The 18,418-nt window shown below is 32.8% G+C and carries 18 protein-coding genes; 14 read left to right on the forward strand and 4 right to left on the reverse strand.

Translation table 11 applies throughout. From position 1 onward, the window contains the following. Nucleotides 1–31: 31 nt before the first annotated feature. The 14 genes from asnB (at nucleotide 32) to LKL37_RS13140 (ending at nucleotide 13,568) form a co-directional block, all read left to right on the forward strand. The gene (gene asnB / locus LKL37_RS13075; RefSeq protein ID WP_431610997.1) at nucleotides 32–1,786 is read left to right on the forward strand and encodes an asparagine synthase (glutamine-hydrolyzing); all 1,755 of its coding nucleotides are present in this window, start codon (nucleotides 32–34) and stop codon (nucleotides 1,784–1,786) included. Nucleotides 1,787–1,845: 59 nt separating this feature from the next. Next, nucleotides 1,846–3,078 (forward strand): glycosyltransferase, encoded by a 1,233-nt coding sequence (locus tag LKL37_RS13080; protein WP_431610998.1) that lies wholly within the window; start codon nucleotides 1,846–1,848, stop codon nucleotides 3,076–3,078. Nucleotides 3,079–3,162: 84 nt separating this feature from the next. Then, entirely contained in the window at nucleotides 3,163–4,065 is a 903-nt protein-coding gene (locus LKL37_RS13085) for an EpsG family protein (protein ID WP_431611213.1), read from the forward strand. A gap of 21 nt (nucleotides 4,066–4,086) precedes the next feature. Then, on the forward strand, nucleotides 4,087–5,010 hold the full coding sequence (locus LKL37_RS13090) for a glycosyltransferase (protein ID WP_431610999.1): 924 nt from the start codon (nucleotides 4,087–4,089) through the stop codon (nucleotides 5,008–5,010). Continuing rightward, nucleotides 5,003–5,614, forward strand: coding sequence for a sugar transferase (locus LKL37_RS13095; RefSeq protein WP_431611000.1), 612 nt, complete (start codon nucleotides 5,003–5,005; stop codon nucleotides 5,612–5,614). Before LKL37_RS13090 ends, LKL37_RS13095 begins: the two co-directional genes overlap by 8 nt. Continuing rightward, nucleotides 5,607–6,575 carry an ATP-grasp domain-containing protein gene (locus tag LKL37_RS13100; RefSeq protein WP_431611001.1) on the forward strand — a complete coding sequence of 323 codons (969 nt, stop codon included), beginning with the start codon at nucleotides 5,607–5,609 and terminating at the stop codon, nucleotides 6,573–6,575. The genes LKL37_RS13095 and LKL37_RS13100 overlap by 8 nt, the downstream gene beginning before the upstream one ends. Beyond that, nucleotides 6,565–7,206: an HAD family hydrolase gene (locus LKL37_RS13105; protein WP_431611002.1), complete on the forward strand. Its 642-nt coding sequence runs from the start codon at nucleotides 6,565–6,567 to the stop codon at nucleotides 7,204–7,206. Before LKL37_RS13100 ends, LKL37_RS13105 begins: the two co-directional genes overlap by 11 nt. A gap of 33 nt (nucleotides 7,207–7,239) precedes the next feature. Next, on the forward strand, nucleotides 7,240–8,376 hold the full coding sequence (locus LKL37_RS13110) for an aminotransferase class I/II-fold pyridoxal phosphate-dependent enzyme (RefSeq protein WP_431611003.1): 1,137 nt from the start codon (nucleotides 7,240–7,242) through the stop codon (nucleotides 8,374–8,376). A gap of 14 nt (nucleotides 8,377–8,390) precedes the next feature. Further along, a complete protein-coding gene (locus tag LKL37_RS13115) occupies nucleotides 8,391–8,960 on the forward strand; it encodes a sugar transferase (protein WP_431611004.1) in 570 nt (189 codons plus the stop codon). Between the two features lie 14 nt (nucleotides 8,961–8,974). Next, the gene (gene rfbC / locus LKL37_RS13120) at nucleotides 8,975–9,520 is read left to right on the forward strand and encodes a dTDP-4-dehydrorhamnose 3,5-epimerase (RefSeq protein WP_431611005.1); all 546 of its coding nucleotides are present in this window, start codon (nucleotides 8,975–8,977) and stop codon (nucleotides 9,518–9,520) included. A gap of 96 nt (nucleotides 9,521–9,616) precedes the next feature. After that, complete coding sequence (gene rimO / locus LKL37_RS13125) at nucleotides 9,617–10,918, forward strand: 30S ribosomal protein S12 methylthiotransferase RimO (RefSeq protein WP_431611006.1); 1,302 nt, start codon at nucleotides 9,617–9,619, stop codon at nucleotides 10,916–10,918. A gap of 395 nt (nucleotides 10,919–11,313) precedes the next feature. Beyond that, on the forward strand, nucleotides 11,314–11,907 hold the full coding sequence (locus LKL37_RS13130; RefSeq protein ID WP_431611007.1) for a hypothetical protein: 594 nt from the start codon (nucleotides 11,314–11,316) through the stop codon (nucleotides 11,905–11,907). Nucleotides 11,908–11,924: 17 nt separating this feature from the next. Then, nucleotides 11,925–12,632, forward strand: coding sequence for a hypothetical protein (locus LKL37_RS13135; RefSeq protein WP_431611008.1), 708 nt, complete (start codon nucleotides 11,925–11,927; stop codon nucleotides 12,630–12,632). 564 nt (nucleotides 12,633–13,196) lie between these two features. Then, on the forward strand, nucleotides 13,197–13,568 hold the full coding sequence (locus LKL37_RS13140; protein WP_431611009.1) for a septal ring lytic transglycosylase RlpA family protein: 372 nt from the start codon (nucleotides 13,197–13,199) through the stop codon (nucleotides 13,566–13,568). A 70-nt stretch (nucleotides 13,569–13,638) separates the two neighbouring features. Here the strand turns inward: LKL37_RS13140 and LKL37_RS13145 are convergent, their stop codons facing one another. From LKL37_RS13145 to LKL37_RS13160, 4 genes are all read right to left on the reverse strand, one after another. Continuing rightward, nucleotides 13,639–14,403 (reverse strand): exodeoxyribonuclease III, encoded by a 765-nt coding sequence (locus LKL37_RS13145; protein WP_431611010.1) that lies wholly within the window; start codon nucleotides 14,401–14,403, stop codon nucleotides 13,639–13,641. Nucleotides 14,404–14,492: 89 nt separating this feature from the next. Next, nucleotides 14,493–14,870 carry an MliC family protein gene (locus LKL37_RS13150; RefSeq protein WP_431611011.1) on the reverse strand — a complete coding sequence of 126 codons (378 nt, stop codon included), beginning with the start codon at nucleotides 14,868–14,870 and terminating at the stop codon, nucleotides 14,493–14,495. Nucleotides 14,871–14,993: 123 nt separating this feature from the next. Beyond that, on the reverse strand, nucleotides 14,994–16,538 hold the full coding sequence (locus tag LKL37_RS13155; RefSeq protein ID WP_431611012.1) for a PglZ domain-containing protein: 1,545 nt from the start codon (nucleotides 16,536–16,538) through the stop codon (nucleotides 14,994–14,996). A 131-nt stretch (nucleotides 16,539–16,669) separates the two neighbouring features. Beyond that, nucleotides 16,670–18,310, reverse strand: coding sequence for a S41 family peptidase (locus LKL37_RS13160; protein ID WP_431611013.1), 1,641 nt, complete (start codon nucleotides 18,308–18,310; stop codon nucleotides 16,670–16,672). Nucleotides 18,311–18,418: the final 108 nt, after the last annotated feature.

The following is an 18,418-nucleotide window of genomic DNA, read 5'->3' on the forward strand; positions in this document are numbered from 1 at the left end:
AAAGTATATAAATGATTAAAATAAAAATCAAATGTGTGGAATAGCAGGAATTATAAGTCAAAATAGAGAAATTTTAACTTACCAGCAATTAAAAAAAATGACAGATGCTATTGAGCATCGTGGACCTGATGGTGAAGGACAATGGATAAATGATAATAATGTGGTAGGCCTAGGACACAGAAGATTATCCATTATAGATTTATCTGATGCAGGAAGCCAGCCAATGCATTATTTAGACAGATACAGCATTGTTTTCAATGGTGAAATATATAATTACATTGAAGTCAGAGAGTTTCTGAAGACAAAAGGATATACTTTTGTTTCGGATTCTGATACGGAAGTATTAATGGCTAATTTTGATTATAAAAGAGAAAAATGTCTTGAAGACTTTGATGGTATGTTTGCTTTTGCTCTTTGGGATAAACAAGAGCAGACTTTATTCTGTGCAAGAGACAGATTTGGTGAAAAACCATTTTTCTATCATCAAAGTAATAATAGTTTTTATTTTGGATCAGAAATGAAAGCACTTTGGAGTGCAGGTGTTCCAAAAGAAACAAATAATAGAATGCTTTTCAATTATTGGCATTTTGGTTATATTAATAATTCGAACGACTTATCTGAAACATTTTATAAGGATATCTTTTTACTTGAGCCAAGTCACTATATCATTGTAGATCCTAATGGTAAAATCCTGAAAAAACAAAAATACTGGGATATTGATTATAAAAATCAATTAGAAAAAATTGATTTTACTGAAGCTAAAGATACCTTTTTCAGATTATTTGAAACCTCAATTAGCAGGAGATTGCGTTCTGATGTTGCAGTAGGAACAAGTTTATCTGGTGGTCTTGACAGTTCTTCAACAGTATGTATGATTAATCATATGAAGGTTGACAATGTGGAGCAAAAAACCTTCTCCGCTCGTTTCCCCAACTTTATCAAAGATGAATCTGTTTACATAGATAAAGTATTAAACAGTGTCAACGCAAAAGGAATAAGCTGTTTCCCAACTACAGAAAGTATGCTTGCAAATGTTCAGGAGATTATTCATCATCAGGAAGAACCCTTCGGAACACTAAGTATTGCCGCTCAGTATGAAGTAATGAAACTGGCCAGAGACAACAATGTTATTGTTTTATTAGATGGGCAGGGTGCTGATGAATACCTTTGTGGTTATCACGGATTAATAGATTCTTTCTTCATTGAATTAAAGAATAAAGATAAGAAAGCATATAAAGAGCAATTAGAGACTTATAAGCAAGTACATGCTTCCAATCAGATTAATAGTATCTCAAGAAGACTTAGAAACAACTTCCTGAAAGAAAAGCTTTCTGATGCTCAGATAGACAAATTATTGGGAATAAAATCAGGAATAGATAATTTCACTAAGAAAGATGCTAAAAAAGATCTTTATTCTAAATATAAAAATGAACAATTTGAAAGGAAATATAGTGCTTCATCATTGAATGAAATGCTTTATCATGCTACTTTCAGAGGTGGTTTGCAGGAATTGTTGAGATATGCTGATAGAAACTCTATGGCACACTCTTTAGAAGTAAGATTACCATTCTTATCTCACGAACTGGTAGAATTTGTATTTACTCTACCATCCATTTGTAAGGTAAATAATGGTTTCTCTAAATATATACTTAGAGAGGCAATGAATGATATTGTTCCTAAAGATATTGTCTGGAGAAAAGATAAAATAGGATATGAACCGCCTAATAATAAAACTATTGATGGGCTATCATTAAAGAACTATTTGGTTAGAGAAATTGGTCTATAATTATATAATTATAGACTATTTTCAGAAATTGAAAATTAAGAAAAGTTTTAATATTTATTATGAAGGTTTGCTATCTAAGTTGGGGAGAAACCCCTAGATCATATGGCGTTTTTGGATCACAGGTTTTAGGTCAGTTTATTGAAACAAAAAAACAGACCCCTGAGAGTGAATTTTATTTCATTTCAGGAGTGCCAATTATACATAGTGGTCTCGTAAGAGAAAAGCAAAAATATGGGGAAGAATTGGACAAAGTAAAAGCAAAATTAGGGGATATAAAATTTGTTTGGGTTCCTATATTCTTTACTCAGAACATTGTTTACGGGTCCAGGCACTTTTTCAAATTCTTAATGTTTGGTGCCCAAAATATTCTTAAAAATAAATTTTTAAAAATAAATCCAGACATTGTGCATTGCAGATCTTACTATGCTGCCTGGATAGCATTAACCATTAAAAATAAATATGGACTGAACTATAAAATAATTTTTGATGCAAGAGGTCTTTTTCCTGAGGAATATGCTTTGAAAAATAAATTTTCCAGTGAAGATAAAAACTATCTTTTCTTTAAAAATATAGAGAGAAAGCTTTTGAAAGATTGTGATCTTACAATTGCAGTATCCGATACTATGAAAACTTATTTTGAAGCTCTTCATGCAAAAAAGGTGGAATGTGTTTATTTAAGTGCAAATACTGAAAAATTATTTACTGAAAGAGAAAATAACAAAGATGAAGTTGTGTTTGGTTATGTTGGTGCTTTAAGTGAAGGAACATGGCACAGAACATCCGAATTGCTTAAACTATATCAAAAATTGAGGCTTACGGTAAAGAATCCTAAGATTCATATCATTACCACTTCCAACCATAATGAAATAAAGGAAGCATTCAAGGAAATTCCGGAAAGTGAAATTTATTTATCTTCAACACGTACAGTAGAAGAACTGAAAGATAAAATGAAAAAATTTAACTTTGGGATAATGTCATATTTTAATGCAAAGGATAAGTTTGAACTTACACTGAGTGATATGGTTCTGGCTGTGAAATCTGCGGAATATCTAGCAGCAGGCCTTCCAATGATTGTAAACGAAAAATGTGGAGGAATTTCATATATAATTAACAAATTCGATTTGGGTATTACCTATAATCCGGATACCTACGAACAAATTGACGAGAATATTATTCGTAAATTTGTCAATGATGGAAAAGATCTTGAAAGATCAAAATTAGCTTCAGAGTTGTTTGATTACAAAAATAATGCAAATAGATATACAAATTATTATAACTCTTTATTACAGTAATAGATGTATTTTTTTATAGTATTACAATTATTTTTATATATCTTTTCTATTAAATTATTAAAGCATAAGCCATTGTTTGTTGCAATGACTATTCTTCATCTTATAGTATGTATTATAATCCGGGACACGACCCCTATGTCTGCAAATGCAGATTATGATGCTTATTATTACGGTTATGGAGAACTTGATGATAGTGTTGCATGGTACCTGCAATTATTTAGAGAACCGTATTTCTATTACTTAAAGAGTGTGGCTGGACTTTTCACCTTTGATAAGAAAGAACTCTTTAATTATATTTATTACTTTAACTTTTCGATTAGCGCTGTTTTTTTCATCTGGCTTGCACAGCTAAAGGATGTAGCATTATGGAAAAAAGTGGTATTCTATATAATTTATTATTTCTTATTTTCATTTACAGTTCTTAGAAATACCCCCGCTTATATTCTGGTTACAGTATTATTTTATTTTTTACAAAGAGATAAAAGATGGCATTGGGGATATTGGGCATTTTTTGCCCATATCAGTAGTATTATTGCAATAGGCATTTCATTCTTCCAAAATAAGAAACCTACCCTCAAATTTTTGATTTATTCCATAATATCGGTTTCTTTACTTTTTGTTTTTTCAAGAATATCTATTTTTTCTGCTCTGCTTTTTAAATTAGATGCTTATGCTACATTACAACGTAAAGCATCCATTGCTCATATCGTATTTTTTATAGCTTTTAATCTGGTTGTCTTTTTCACCTATTTTAAAAACAGAAAAATTGTCTATACAAATGTATTTATATTATTATATCTTGTTTGTGTAGTCTTATTTGCTATAAATCCTGTAATGTTTTTTAGATTTTCGATTTATGCGATCTCCTATTTAATAACTAGCCCTACAGAAAAATTAACGAGTATAGATAAAATAATGAACAATATGGTATTTTTATTGTTCGGCTATTTTGTGTATACATATCAATCCAATCACCCCCTTTTATAAAAAGATTAAAGCGTTCCTAAGATGAAAAAAGTTATTGTATTAATGGCAACTTATAATGGAGAAAAATTTGTAGAGGAACAAATAGAGTCTATTTTTTCTCAGAAGAATGTAGAGGTAAAACTTTATGTAAGTGATGACAATAGTAAAGATAATACTGTGAATGTCATAAAATCCAGATTCTCCGGTCAAATTACAAATATTAATGTGAATAGTGTAGGTACAGGATCTGCTGCTAATAATTTCTTACAACAGCTTGGCTTACTAAGGGAATCTGATGATTTTGATTATGTTTCCTTTGCTGATCAGGATGATATTTGGGACTCTCACAAGCTTGAAAAGGCTATCGAATCTCTTGAGAAAACAGGCGCCAAATTATACGCCTCCAATATGACTATCTGGGACAACAATACACAAATCACACAATTGCTAAAGAAAGATTTTGAACAAAAAAAATTCGATTATCTATTTGAAGGAGGAAGTGCAGGCTGTACCTATGTTTTGGAAAGAGAAATGGTATTTAAGATACAGAAAATTATCCGTGATTTGGATAATAGTGATTGGCCATCATTTTCGCATGATTGGCTCATCTATTTTTTAGTTCGAAACATGAACGAAAAAGTCTTTATAGATAGTAATTCATATATTAACTATCGTATACATGAGCAGAATGTTCATGGTCATATGAATAAAATTTCCCTTAAAATGGTTAAAGAAAGGACAAAACTTTTCTTTGATGGGTGGTACTATAATCATGCTAGAAACTATAAGAAATTACTAAGTCCCAATTCTGAAGAATATAAAATATTAGATTCATTTACAAAATCATATTTTTCAAGGGTGAAAGTTCTATTGAAGTATAATTTTCAATTAATGCGTGATAATAAGAAGTTCCTGATGTTTCTTTTCTTTACAATGATAAATTTTAAAAGTGAAAAAGATGTATAGAAATTTTTTTAAAAGAATCATTGATCTTTTTTTATCATTAATTGGTTTATTTTTATTGAGCCCCATATTTCTGTTAGTAATGATAGGATTAGCCATTGCCAATCAGGGTAAACCTTTTTTCTTTCAAAGAAGACCAGGTAAAAATGGTAAAATCTTTAGCATTATTAAGTTCAAAACAATGAATGATAAAAAAGATGCAGAAGGGAAACTTTTACCAGATGGAGAAAGGCTTACTAAAATTGGAATTTTCGTTCGCAAAACTTCTTTAGATGAGATCCCACAGTTGATAAACGTGGTAAAAGGAGATATGTCTTTAATAGGACCAAGACCCCTTTTAGTACAATATCTCACAATATATAATACTCATCAGAAAAGAAGACATGAAGTAAAACCCGGAATCACAGGATGGGCACAAGTGAATGGAAGAAATGCAATCTCATGGAAACAAAAATTTGATTTTGATGTTTGGTATGTAGATCATATTTCTTTTTTATTAGATCTTAAAATTATTTTTATGACCATAAAAAAGGTATTCATAAGAGAGGGAATTAATCAGCAAGGAGAAGCAACAATGGAATTTTTTACCAATAATGAAAATGAATAATATACTTATCACTTCAGCAGGACAAAGGGTTTCCCTGGTTCGGGCATTTCAAAAGGAAATTAAAAAGATTGATGAGAACGGTAAAGTTTTTACTGTAGATCTTAATCCCGTTTTGGCTCCAGCCTGTCATGTTTCAGATGGTTATAGGCAAATAAACAGAGTAACGGAATCTAATTATATTTCGAACCTTTTGGAGATTTGTAAAGATTGGGAAATTAAAATTATTATCCCAACAATTGATACAGAGCTTTTAACTTTGGCAAAAAATAAAGACTTGTTTTTACAAAATGGAATAACTCCAATTATTTCATCAGAAGGTTTTGTTGAAAAGTGTAGGGATAAACGTATCATTAATGAGTTTTTCAAAGAGAAGAATATTGACATTCCTCAGGAAGTCAGCAAAGAAAATCCTACATTCCCATTATTCATAAAACCATATGATGGTTCTTTAAGTAAAGACACTTTTCTGATCAGGGAAGCTTCAGAGCTTAATGAGTATCACTTCCAAAATCCTAAATTGATGTTTATGGAATATATTGATCATGCTATTTATGATGAATATACTGTGGATACCTACTATGATAAAACAAATCATCTTAAATGTGTGGTTCCCAGAAAGCGTATTATGGTAAGAGCAGGAGAGGTGAATAAAGGGGTTACACACAAAAATGAAATAGAGAACTATGTAAAAAACAATCTTTCATATATAGATGGAGCTATAGGATGTCTTACAATGCAGTTCTTTTTTCACCCGACTAGTAAAAGAATTGTGGGTATTGAAATAAACCCAAGATTTGGAGGTGGATATCCTTTAAGCTATCTTGCTGGAGCCAACTATCCTGAATGGATATTGAAAGAGTATTTATCGGGGGACACCATTTCTTATTTTGATGGATGGGAAAATAATTTATTAATGCTTCGTTATGACGATGAGGTTTTAGTACGTAATTATGAAAACTAAATATATTATCTTTGATCTTGATGATACACTGATGTATGAAATTGAGTATCTGGAATCTGCATACCATGAGATTGCCGGACTGCTGGATGAAAATAATCAGGAGAAGTTATATCATGATATGATGAGTTGGTATCATGAAAGCAAAGATGTTTTTGAATTATTGGAAGAGAAGTATTCCCATGCTAAAATAGATCTGTTGCATATCTACCGAAATCATTTTCCTACAATTAAAATTGCAGAAGATGTAAAGTATACTTTAGATTATATACAGGAAAAGTCCTACAAAATGGGGTTGATATCAGATGGAAGATCTATTACTCAAAGAAATAAATTAAAAGCCCTGGATATCGAAGATATCTTTGAAAAGGTTATTATTTCTGAAGAGTTTGGAAGTACAAAACCAAACCCTGAGAATTACAAAGTATTTATGGAGGAAGAAAATATAGAGTATTTTTACATTGGAGATAATACAAAAAAAGATTTTATCGCACCTAACAATTTAGGGTGGATAACAATAGCTCTTAAAGATACAGGAAGAAATATTCATAAACAGGATTTCAATTGGTCTGAAGAGCACAAACCTCAGTTTATTGTAGAAAATATTAAGGATATAATTAATTATATAAACTAAATAGAAGTTTTTAACTTTATTAAAAATAAACAAATGGCACAAAAAATCTGGTTATCCTCTCCACATATGGGAGGTAACGAACAAAAATATATTAATGAAGCTTTCGAAGAAAACTGGATAGCTCCATTAGGCCCCAATGTAAATGGTTTTGAAGAAGACTTAGAAAAATTTCTGAATAAAGACGTAAAAGTTGCTGCTTTATCGGCTGGAACAGCAGCAATCCACCTTGCTTTAATTGAATCTGGCGTTCAGCATGGAGATGAAGTAATTTGTCAGTCCATGACATTTTCAGCATCAGCAAACCCAATAGCCTATTGTGGCGCAAACCCTGTTTTTGTTGACAGTGAAAAAGATACATGGAACATGTGTCCGAAAGCATTAAGAGAAGCTATCGAAGACAGAATTCAAAAAGGTAAAAAACCAAAGGCTATCATTGTCGTTCACTTATACGGAATGCCGGCAAAAATGGATGAGATTACTTCTGTTGCAAAAGAATTTGGAATAGATTTAATTGAAGATGCCGCAGAAGCTTTGGGATCTACTTATAAAGGACAGGCGTGCGGAACATTCGGTCGTTTTGGAGTTTTAAGCTTTAATGGAAATAAAATTATCACTACTTCAGGTGGTGGTGCATTAGTAAATCATACTCAGGAAGATAAAGATAAAATTGTTTTCCTATCAACTCAGGCACGTGATAATGCTCCTCACTACCAGCACTCACATATTGGTTTCAACTACAGAATGAGTAATATTGTAGCAGGAATAGGAAGAGGACAGATGGAAGTTCTTAAAGACAGAGTTACTGCCCGTAGAGCAATGCATGATTTTTATGTTGATATCTTCAAAAATATTGGTGGAGTAACAGTATTCTCAGAACCTGGAAATGATTTTTATTCAAATCACTGGTTGTCTGCAATTATTGTTGATCCGGAAATTACCGGGAAAAACAGAGAAGACTTAAGACTTGCACTTTTGGAAGATAATATAGAATCAAGACCCCTATGGAAGCCAATGCATCTACAGCCGGTTTTTGAATCTGCTCCTTACTATGGAGGAAATATCTCTGAAAAACTTTTTGATAACGGATTATGTCTTCCATCTGGCTCTAATTTGTCAGATGATGACAGAGAAAGAATAACAAGAGTAATCCATGCTTACTTTGAAGTTTAATATCATTAAATTGAATGAATCAGTATAAATATTGGAAAATAATTTTTGATTTTATCTTAGCAGTACTATTTATATTGCTGCTTATGCCAATACTGACCATTTTGTTTGTGATTGCAAGTCTGGATACCTTTTCTAATGGAATTTTTTTTCAGACCCGGATAGGGCAGTACGGAAAACCATTTACCATTTTTAAATTTAAAACAATTCATGAACATAAGAGGACATGCTCCGGAACAGGTCAAACTCTAAGGAAATTTAAGTTTGATGAACTTCCTCAATTGTTTAATATTTTGAAAGGTGATATGAGTTTTGTAGGCCCCAGGCCTGATATCGAAGGATATTATGATAAACTTATAGGAGATGACAGAAAAGTGCTGGAACTAAAACCCGGTTTAACCTGTGAAGCAAGTATAAAATACAGAGATGAAGAAAATCTTCTGAAAAACCAAAAGGATCCTTTAGCATATAATGATGAAGTATTGTTCCCAAACAAGGTAAAAATGAATCTTGATTATTTTGAAAATATGTCTTTCAAAAACGATATCAAAATTTTGTTTAAAACATTAACAACCATATTGAAATAGAATTTGTTACTACTATGAAAATTAAAGAAACCCCGCTTAAAGATTGCTATATCATAGAGCCTACCGTATTTGAAGATGATAGAGGCTACTTTTTTGAAAAGTACAATGAAAAAAGATTCGAAGAACTTACAGGAATGAACGGGCACTTTGTACAGGATAATATTTCCAAATCTTCTTACGGAGTATTAAGAGGACTGCACCTTCAGAAAGGAGAACATTCACAGGCAAAACTGGTATCATGTCTTGAAGGCAGCGTATGGGATGTGGCAGTAGATCTTAGGGAAGATTCTCCTACATTCGGAAAATGGTTCGGAATAGAGCTTACTGCCGAAAATAAACTACAATTGTATGTACCCAGAGGTTTCGGACATGGATTTTCTGTTTTGAGTACACATGCAGTATTCTCTTATAAATGTGATAATTTTTATAACAAAGAATCAGAAGGCAGTGTAAAATTCAATGACCCGGATCTTGGTATCGACTGGAAAATTGATGATAAAGACGCCGTACTTTCGGATAAAGATCAGAATGCCCCTGCATTTAAAGAAAAAAACTTTTAAAGTATATCCTTGAAAACCACTTTCCTAAAGTGGTTTTCATTTTTTAATATTTAACTCTTCAATATTTTGTATCTTTGCAGACTCAAAATCAAAACGATGCGTACAAAATCTGTAGGGAAGAAGAAAATCAATGTAGTCACTCTTGGATGTTCCAAGAATGTATATGATTCTGAAGTATTAATGAGCCAGTTAAAGGCCAATGGCAAAGAAGTGGTTCACGAAGACCGTGGTGACATTGTGGTAATCAATACCTGCGGATTTATTGATAATGCCAAAGAAGAATCTATCAATACTATTCTTGATTATGTAGAGGCTAAAAATAGAGGAGAAGTTGAAAAAGTATTCGTTACAGGATGTTTATCAGAAAGATACAAGCCAGATTTGATAAAAGAAATTCCAGATGTAGACCAGTATTTCGGAACACGAGATCTTCCGATGCTGTTGAAACATCTTGGAGCGGATTATAAACACGAGTTGGTAGGCGAAAGACTGACAACTACTCCTAAACACTATGCATACCTTAAAATTTCGGAAGGTTGTGACAGACCTTGTTCTTTCTGTGCGATTCCATTGATGAGAGGAGGGCATATTTCAACCCCTATCGAAAAACTGGTTTCTGAAGCCCAGAAACTGGCAAAAAAAGGAACAAAAGAATTAATCCTTATTGCACAGGATCTTACCTATTATGGTCTTGATCTTTATAAAAAAAGAGCATTGGGTGATCTTTTAAAAGAATTGGTAAAAGTAGAAGGTGTAGAATGGATCCGTCTTCATTATGCTTTCCCAAGCGGTTTCCCGGAAGACGTTCTGGACATTATCCGTGAAGAACCTAAAGTGTGTAACTATATAGATATTCCTCTTCAGCATATCAATTCCGATTTGTTGAAATCTATGAAAAGAGGAACTACTCACGAGAAGACAGATGCCCTTTTAGGAAAATTCAGAGAAAAAGTTCCTGATATGGCGATTAGAACAACACTTATCGTTGGATATCCTGGGGAAACACAAGAAAGATTCCAGGAGCTTAAAAACTGGGTAAGAGAGCAAAAGTTTGACAGATTGGGATGCTTTACTTATTCTCATGAAGAGAATACTTCAGCACATGCCCTGGAGGATGATATTCCACAGGAAGTAAAAGAGGCGAGAGTAGAAGAAATTATGGAACTGCAGTCTCAGATTTCTTGGGAAAAGAATCAGGAAAAAATAGGGAAAGTATTCAGATGTGTTTTTGACCGTAAAGAAGGTAATTATTTCATCGGAAGAACAGAGTATGACTCACCAGATGTGGACAATACGGTGCTGGTTTCTGCTGAAGATACTTATATTTCTATAGGTGAATTTGCTGAAGTCAGAATTACTTCTGCGGAAGAATTTGACTTATACGGAGAATTAGTGTAGCTAAATACTTATTAATCAGTTGAAAATAGAGTTTATAAAATTAATATATTAATAAATTTTAACATAGAATTTTCTCTGCTACTTATTTTTATTTAATTGATAATCAATCTATTAATGTTTTGCAAAATTAAGATTTTTTAATTTTCTTTTTTTATTTATATAAATTCAAAAATTATATCTTAAATTTGCGCAATAAGCAATGTTTTTAAATAATATGCTTTCAATGAGTTAATCTTAAAGTGAAGCTAAAGTTCAGTTAAAATACTTATTTGACCATTTAGTTTCAAGATAGTATTCACAAGTTGGGATGCATTTCCTTTTTGGAAATATTGATGAAAAAAAATGTAATTAAAAATCTTTAAAAACTTATGAAAAAAATTTTATTAACAGCAATTATGCTTGTTGGCCTTTCGGCTTTTTCTAAGGCTCAGACTACAGGTAGAGTGGGGATTAACACGACCACGCCTGCCGCAACGCTAGATGTAGTAGCTAACACTACTGATCCTGCTAGACCTGATGCCTTATTAGTCCCTCGTATGACGGCAGCGGAATTATCTTCTAAGGATGATACTAGTGGTACATATGGTGCACCTCAGAATGGAGCAATTGTTTACATTACTGGAGGTACTGGTACTGGATCTAGAAAAGTTAAAATTACTGGTCCTGGGTTCTATTATTTTGATAATTCAGTTCCTGAATGGAAGCCTGTAGGTGGTGGTGCTGCTACAACCAGTACATATACTAACGTTGCACAATCAACTGCTATTAACAAAAACGAATCAATGTTGGTAACTACCAATGTAACTGTTGCAGCTCCTGCAGTAGCTACTGCTGTTGCTGGAGATAAATTCAGAATTGTTGATGCTACTGGGGGTGCTGGATTTAGTGTGACTGGTGTTCACCCTAGTACAACTACTTCTCCTGCTGTATCAGGTTCAGCATTAGAGTATACTTTCATCAGTGGTGCATGGTACTGCACAAGTTTATAATTTAAAATAATAGTGAAATGAACACAAATAAAAAAATTTCTGCTCTTGTATTATTAGCTTTTGGTATCTTTTCTAATGCACAGATCAAAACAAATAATACAATTAATGCTACCATAGGTGGAGAATCAGTTTACTTAGATGCTTCAAGTTTCCCTGCATCAAACAATTTAGGGAAAGGATTATCTGTTCCAAGAACAAACTTAACTACTTTTACATTTGTTACACCGGTAACCAATGCATTAAAATTTCCTACAGCATACGATGGTATGATCGTTTATAATTCAGTTGCTGGTACTACTCCTGCTACAGGTTCTGGTATTGGAGGTCAAACTGTTGGAATAGGTTTTTACTATTTCAGTAATCCTACTCCAACACCAGCATTTTCTTCTGCTTCTGGACAATGGTTGCCATTAGGTGGGTCAGGTAAAGAAAACATTCTTCTTACTGAAACTGTTACAAACAGACAAGTAAATAACGCACAAATTTATGGTATAAAAGGAACTTTTGCAGCAAATGGTACTACTACTGCAGTAACAATTCCTGCTCCTGCTGGAATTACTGCTATGTACGGAATTACTATTTATAAAGCGGGTACTAATACAGTATATTCTAGAGAATTATATTCATATGATACATCTACAGGAGCTGCTGTTACAGGATCTCCAAGTATGTCTGTAGTATATCCGAACGGAACATATGACTATGTTTTAGAATACTTAAAATAAGAATTTATTTAGTTATAATAAAAAAACCAATGAGCAATCATTGGTTTTTTACTTTTAAGAGACTCCGTTCATTGTTTTTTCCGGGTAATAAATCATTAATAATTTATTTTTTGAACAATTGAAATCAAATGTTTGTTGAATAATAGATCAGCTTATCAATTTTAACAAAATAAAAAGGTGTTAAAAATCAGTTCTGCAATTTTAATTTATGAAGCTAAACTTCTTCTGACAGAAAGTTTTTCTGAAAGTCAGATTTTAAGACTTTAAAATTCTTATAAATAAAATTCTGATTTTATTTTAACTTTGTGAAATTTGTAACTAATTGATTTTTAAGTTGTTTTAAAGTGTTGAAATTTAAATTATGCACGAATTAGTTAATTATATTAACTTTTAAAGAGTTTTTTTAACACTTTTTAACAGTGTACTTTAAAAGCCCTATTCATAGGGGGTTACGGGGGTAGTTAATATTTCGTTAACGTTTTATTAACTATTTTTAACATATGGAGTAGGGTTTTATAAAGATTCCTGATACATTTGCTCCGTCAAAACCAATAAAAGTTCAACATGATGAAAAGATTCATTCTCGTAATCATAATGATGATTTCAACCTTAGGTGTTTATTCTTTTACGAATAATGCCTTAGATGCGAAAAAAACAAGTTATGCATCGTACTACCACGATAAATTTAACGGTAGAAAAACTGCTAGCGGAGAAATCTTTGATAACTCAAAGTTTACTGCAGCAAACAGAACGCTTCCATTTGGAACAAACGTTAAGGTTACGAACCTTAAGAATGGTAAAGAGGTAATAGTGAGAATTAATGACAGAGGGCCTTTCCATTCATCAAGATCTTTAGACATGTCTAAAGCTGCGTTCGATGAGATCGGAGATATCAATCATGGTACAATTCCGGTCGAATATGAAATTGTCGATTAATTTTATGATTTAAATTAAAAAAAAGCCAGCTGATTCAGCTGGCTTTTTGTATGTACGGAAATCTTGTTGATTATACATTCAATTCCAATAAAGCAGGACAATGGTCAGAATGCACAGCTTCTTTTAAAATAGCAGCCCTAGAGAGCTTGTCTTTTAAACTGTAAGAGGTAAAGTTATAATCCAGTCTCCAGCCTTTATTTCTAGCCCTTGAATTTTGCCTGTAGCTCCACCATGTATAATTGTCAGGATCATTATTGAAGAATCTGAAGCTGTCTATTAGTTCACATTCATTCATAAAATTGGTCATCCATTCTCTTTCCATAGGAAGGAAGCCCGAAACATTCTTTAAACCATCAGGGTTGTGGATATCGATCGCTTCATGGCAAATATTAAAGTCACCGGATATAATCAGATTAGGAATTTCTTTCTTTAAATTTTTGATATACTCCAGAAAATCGTTGCAGAACTGCATTTTAAAATCCAGTCTCTCAATATTAGAAGCAGAAGGAACGTATACAGAAATAGCTGAAAACCCATCAAAATCCGCACGAATGATTCTACCTTCATTATCATAGCTTTCGATGCCACAACCATACTCTATATGGTTAGGTTTGATTTTTGACGCAATTCCGACCCCGCTGTAGCCTTTTTTGACTGCAGAGTGCCAATAACTGTGATAACCCAATTTTTCAAGACTTTCGATGTCTATCTGGTCGTTTCCGGCTTTACTCTCCTGAATACAGATGATATCCGGGTCAGCAGCTTTCAGCCAGCCCAAAAAATCTTTTGTGAATGCAGCCCTGATTCCGTTGACATTATAAGTGATTAATTTCATAAACAAAAATAAATTTTTTCAAATGTAGGGAAATAAAAAAGCCGGTTTTGAATTTCAAAGCCGACTTTTTATATTTTTAGGAAGAGATTTTATTTTTTGAAAACTGTTTTACCGTCTTTTGTCAGTTCTATTTCCTCACCTTTTCCTCTCAGTTCATAATGATCGTTTTTATACCAAATCCCAGATGCAGGTTTTTGTCCCTGTAGTTCAATCGTTTCTTTGTTGAATACTACTGTGGCTGTATTTTTAGTATTGTTGAAAGTCATTTCCAATGTTTTTCCACTTTTGTCTTTCGAAGTACTTTTTACAATTTCATCCTGAGTTCCTGCTACAGCTTCTGAATCAGATGGTTTTGATGCAATACTATCTGCAGCAGCAGAAGTTGAATCTGTTGCTTTCTTTTCTTTATTACATGAAGTTAAAAATAATGCGGCAGATGCAGCTGCAATAAAAATGTGCTTTTTCATAAGATTATATTTATTTAAGGTTGCCTTCTAGTATGCAAAATGAGTGCCCTTAAAAAAAGAAGCGGAAAAAATCGTTCGATTTTTTCCGCTTTTAGCTCAAGATTAAATAAACTATGAAGAAAACTACTTGGGTTCTAGAACGCTGAAAGGAATAATACACTCTTCCAGTGAAATTCCTCCATGCTGATAAGTCTCTTTATAGTAATTAACGAAATGATTATAATTTTTAGGATAAGCCAGGAATATATTGTTTTTAGCAAAAATATATTTCGAACTTAAGTTTCCTTTTGGAAGGAAAAGCTTTTCCGGATTTGTAATCGCCCATACATCACTGTCATCATACGTTAAGCTTTTACCCGTTTTGTATCTGATGTTGGTAGAAGTTTCTCTGTCTCCCACAACTTTACTTGGCTTTTTCACATATACCGTTCCGTGGTCTGTAGTAATGACAAGTTTGTATCCGTTTTCTGCAGCTGTTTTGATGATCTTCAGTAAAGAAGAGTTTTCAAACCAGTTGTAGGTAAGAGAACGGAAGGTTTTATCATCACGAATCAGCTGATCTACAATATGGTTGTCTGTTTTCGCATGCGAAAGAATATCAATAAAGTTGTAAACGATTACCAGCAAGTCATTATTTTTATGCTGGTTGAAATCATCATAAATTTTTCTTTCAAAATCTGCGTTCAGTACTTTAAGATATTTCATAGATTTTGATCCCAGACCAATTCTTTTCATCTGATCCTCCAGGAAGTCACGTTCAAATTCATTTTTGTTTCCTTCTTCATTATCATTAAACCATTTATCAGGGAAACGTTTCTCAATTTCAGACGGCATTAATCCTGCAAAGAAAGAGTTTCTTGCATATTGTGTAGCGGTAGGAAGGATACTGTAGTAGTAATCTTCTGAGATTTTATTGTAATATTTTGTAAACAAAGGTTCAATAACTTTCCACTGATCATAACGAAGATTGTCTACCATTAGTAGGAGAACTTTTTCTTTTTCTACTTCGGGTTTTACTTTTTCTTTGAAGAGCGTGTGGCTCATTAGGGGTTTGTCAGAATCAATAAGCCAGTCTGCATAATTTTTTTCAATAAACTTGGCAAACTGAATATTGGCTTCTTCTTTCTGAGACTGCAGAAGATCGGCAAATTCATTATCTGCCACTTTATCAAATTTGATTTCCCAGCTAAGGATTTTTTTATAATATTCTGCCCATTCCTGATAAGTTCTCAGGTAGGAAAGTTCCATAGAAAGGTTTCTGAACTCCTGTTGGTATTGTAAAATTGTTTTTTGTTCTACCAGGTTATCTTCCTGAAGATTTTTTTTGAGGGAAAGTAATATCTGATTAGGATTTACAGGCTTTAAGATATAATCGGCAATCTGAGACCCGATGGCCTCTTCCATAATATGCTCCTCTTCACTTTTAGTGACCATTACAATTTTTAAGGAGTTATCTTTTTCCTTAATCATGGGAATGGCTTCCAAACCGGAAATACCGGGCATATTTTCGTCAATTAACGTTAAAGCAAATTTCTCTGAATCCATAAGTTCCAAAGCCTCATTCACGTTGTTAACAGGAGTTACCTGGTAACCCTTCTTTTCTAAGAATACGATATGAGGTTTAAGTAAATCTATTTCATCATCTATCCATAATATCTTTTCTGACATAATTTATTTTTTACATGGTTATTGTATCAAAATGTTGACCAATTCTTTTTAAAATCTCACAAATTAGAGAAATTAAAAGTTAAATATTAGTTAAATGAAAATATCGTTTGATATTTCGCATTTTTGTTTCCCTAATCAGTGGTTTTTATATATTCCAAAGCTTTTTCCAGGAGTTCATCTTTTCCGTTTTTAAACCCTTCTATGCTGGGTTTTACAAGGATATCCGGAATGATGCCTATTCTCTGCGTTTCTCTTCCGTCCGGGTAATAAGCTCCAAGACCTGTGAACCGTGTTTCAAGATCAGCAATTTTAAACATAATGACATCTCCGTTGGCTCCTGAAGTATTGCTGCCGATAATTTTAGCTTTCGGATGCTGTTTGAACATCATTGTTGTTGTTTCTGCCTGGCTTTGGGTACTCTCGTCTACTAGAACGATTACATTTCTTTTATAGTATTCGGGATTCTTTCTGCCTGTAACATTTTTTCTGCTGTAAAATTTGCCCGGGTAGCTGGTGTCAGGAAAAGTAAACTGATAATAGACCGAAGGCTCAGGAAGCAGGAGATAGCTTAAAGGAATAATGGTTTGTTTCGGATAATTCCTAAGATCGAAAATAATAGATTTTGCAGAATTCAAATCTCTATACATTTCATCCAGATCTTCTTTTTCCAGAATTCCCATATTGACATAACCGATTTTCTTTTCCTCATCTATAAATTTCCATTTTCGGGGAGCCGGATTTTTTTCATGAATAATATCTTTGATAATATAAGTTCTGGTTTTTATTTCCAGATTTTGTCCGTTTCTTTCAATTTTTACAGAAATAGAATCATTATTGCTGAAGAGAAGTTTATCTTTTATTTTGCTGACTTTCCCCCAAGAGTTGGATGCCGGTACATATTTTCCCAGGCTGTTAATCATTTGAGGAATTGTTTTTCCTTCAATATCATAGATGACATCTCCTGTATGAAGAGGATTTGTATGTCTGGAACGCGTATCATTGATTTTTGTAATCACTAATTTTCCTTCGGCGTAGGAATACTCTACAGGTACTTTTCGTTTGCCGTACTGATTAAGCTGAATCTCTTTTGATGAAAGGTAAGCATGGGAATCATCTGTTTTCGTGACCAGCTCTGCTAATGCTAAGTGATAATTTTCATCATTATCAATCATAAGAAACTTGGGGATCATTTCCGTAAGAACGTCATTCCAGCTTTGATCGGTTTCATATTTATACGGAAAAAAATATTCTACATAATTCCAATACCTGAATAACTCCAGTAAGCTGATTGTTTTGGAAGTGAATTTTGAACCGTATGATTTTTCATTTCTGAAATATACTTTTCTTCCGCCTTTTCCAAAATAATGGTTATCTCCAAGATTCCGGTTATTTTCTATATAGTGAAGTTTCTGAGATATCTCATTTGAGAAAATTTGAGAATTATCAATCCAGCTCAGGTCAAAATTTTTAAGAAAATATATTTTATTATCCTTTATTGAACATTCTTTGCAGAAAGGAACCTCTCCCAGACTTTCGATCCATTCAGAATAAAAATTATTTAATGACTGTTTATCATTGATATTTTCCAGTTCGTTGATTTTTTGAAAAAGCTGTTTGTCCCAGTTCAAATTTCCTTTTGCTACATGAGGATGGTAATATTTTAAAAATCCCCAAACTCTGCAGAGGGATTCCAGTTTTTGGGTTTCAGTTATAATTTGTGCGGAAAAATTTAAACTTAAAAATAATAAAAGGAAAAGAGCGTGTTTTCTCATTAAAAGTGATCGCGTTTCTCACTCAAAGATAGACTTAAAATACAAGAGCAGCAAACGTTTTTTAAGGAATAAATACTGAGTGTTGGCTGATTTTCTTTTAACATGAAA

Source organism: Chryseobacterium sp. 'Rf worker isolate 10' (assembly GCF_050753305.1).
Classification (GTDB): Bacteria; Bacteroidota; Bacteroidia; order Flavobacteriales; family Weeksellaceae; genus Chryseobacterium.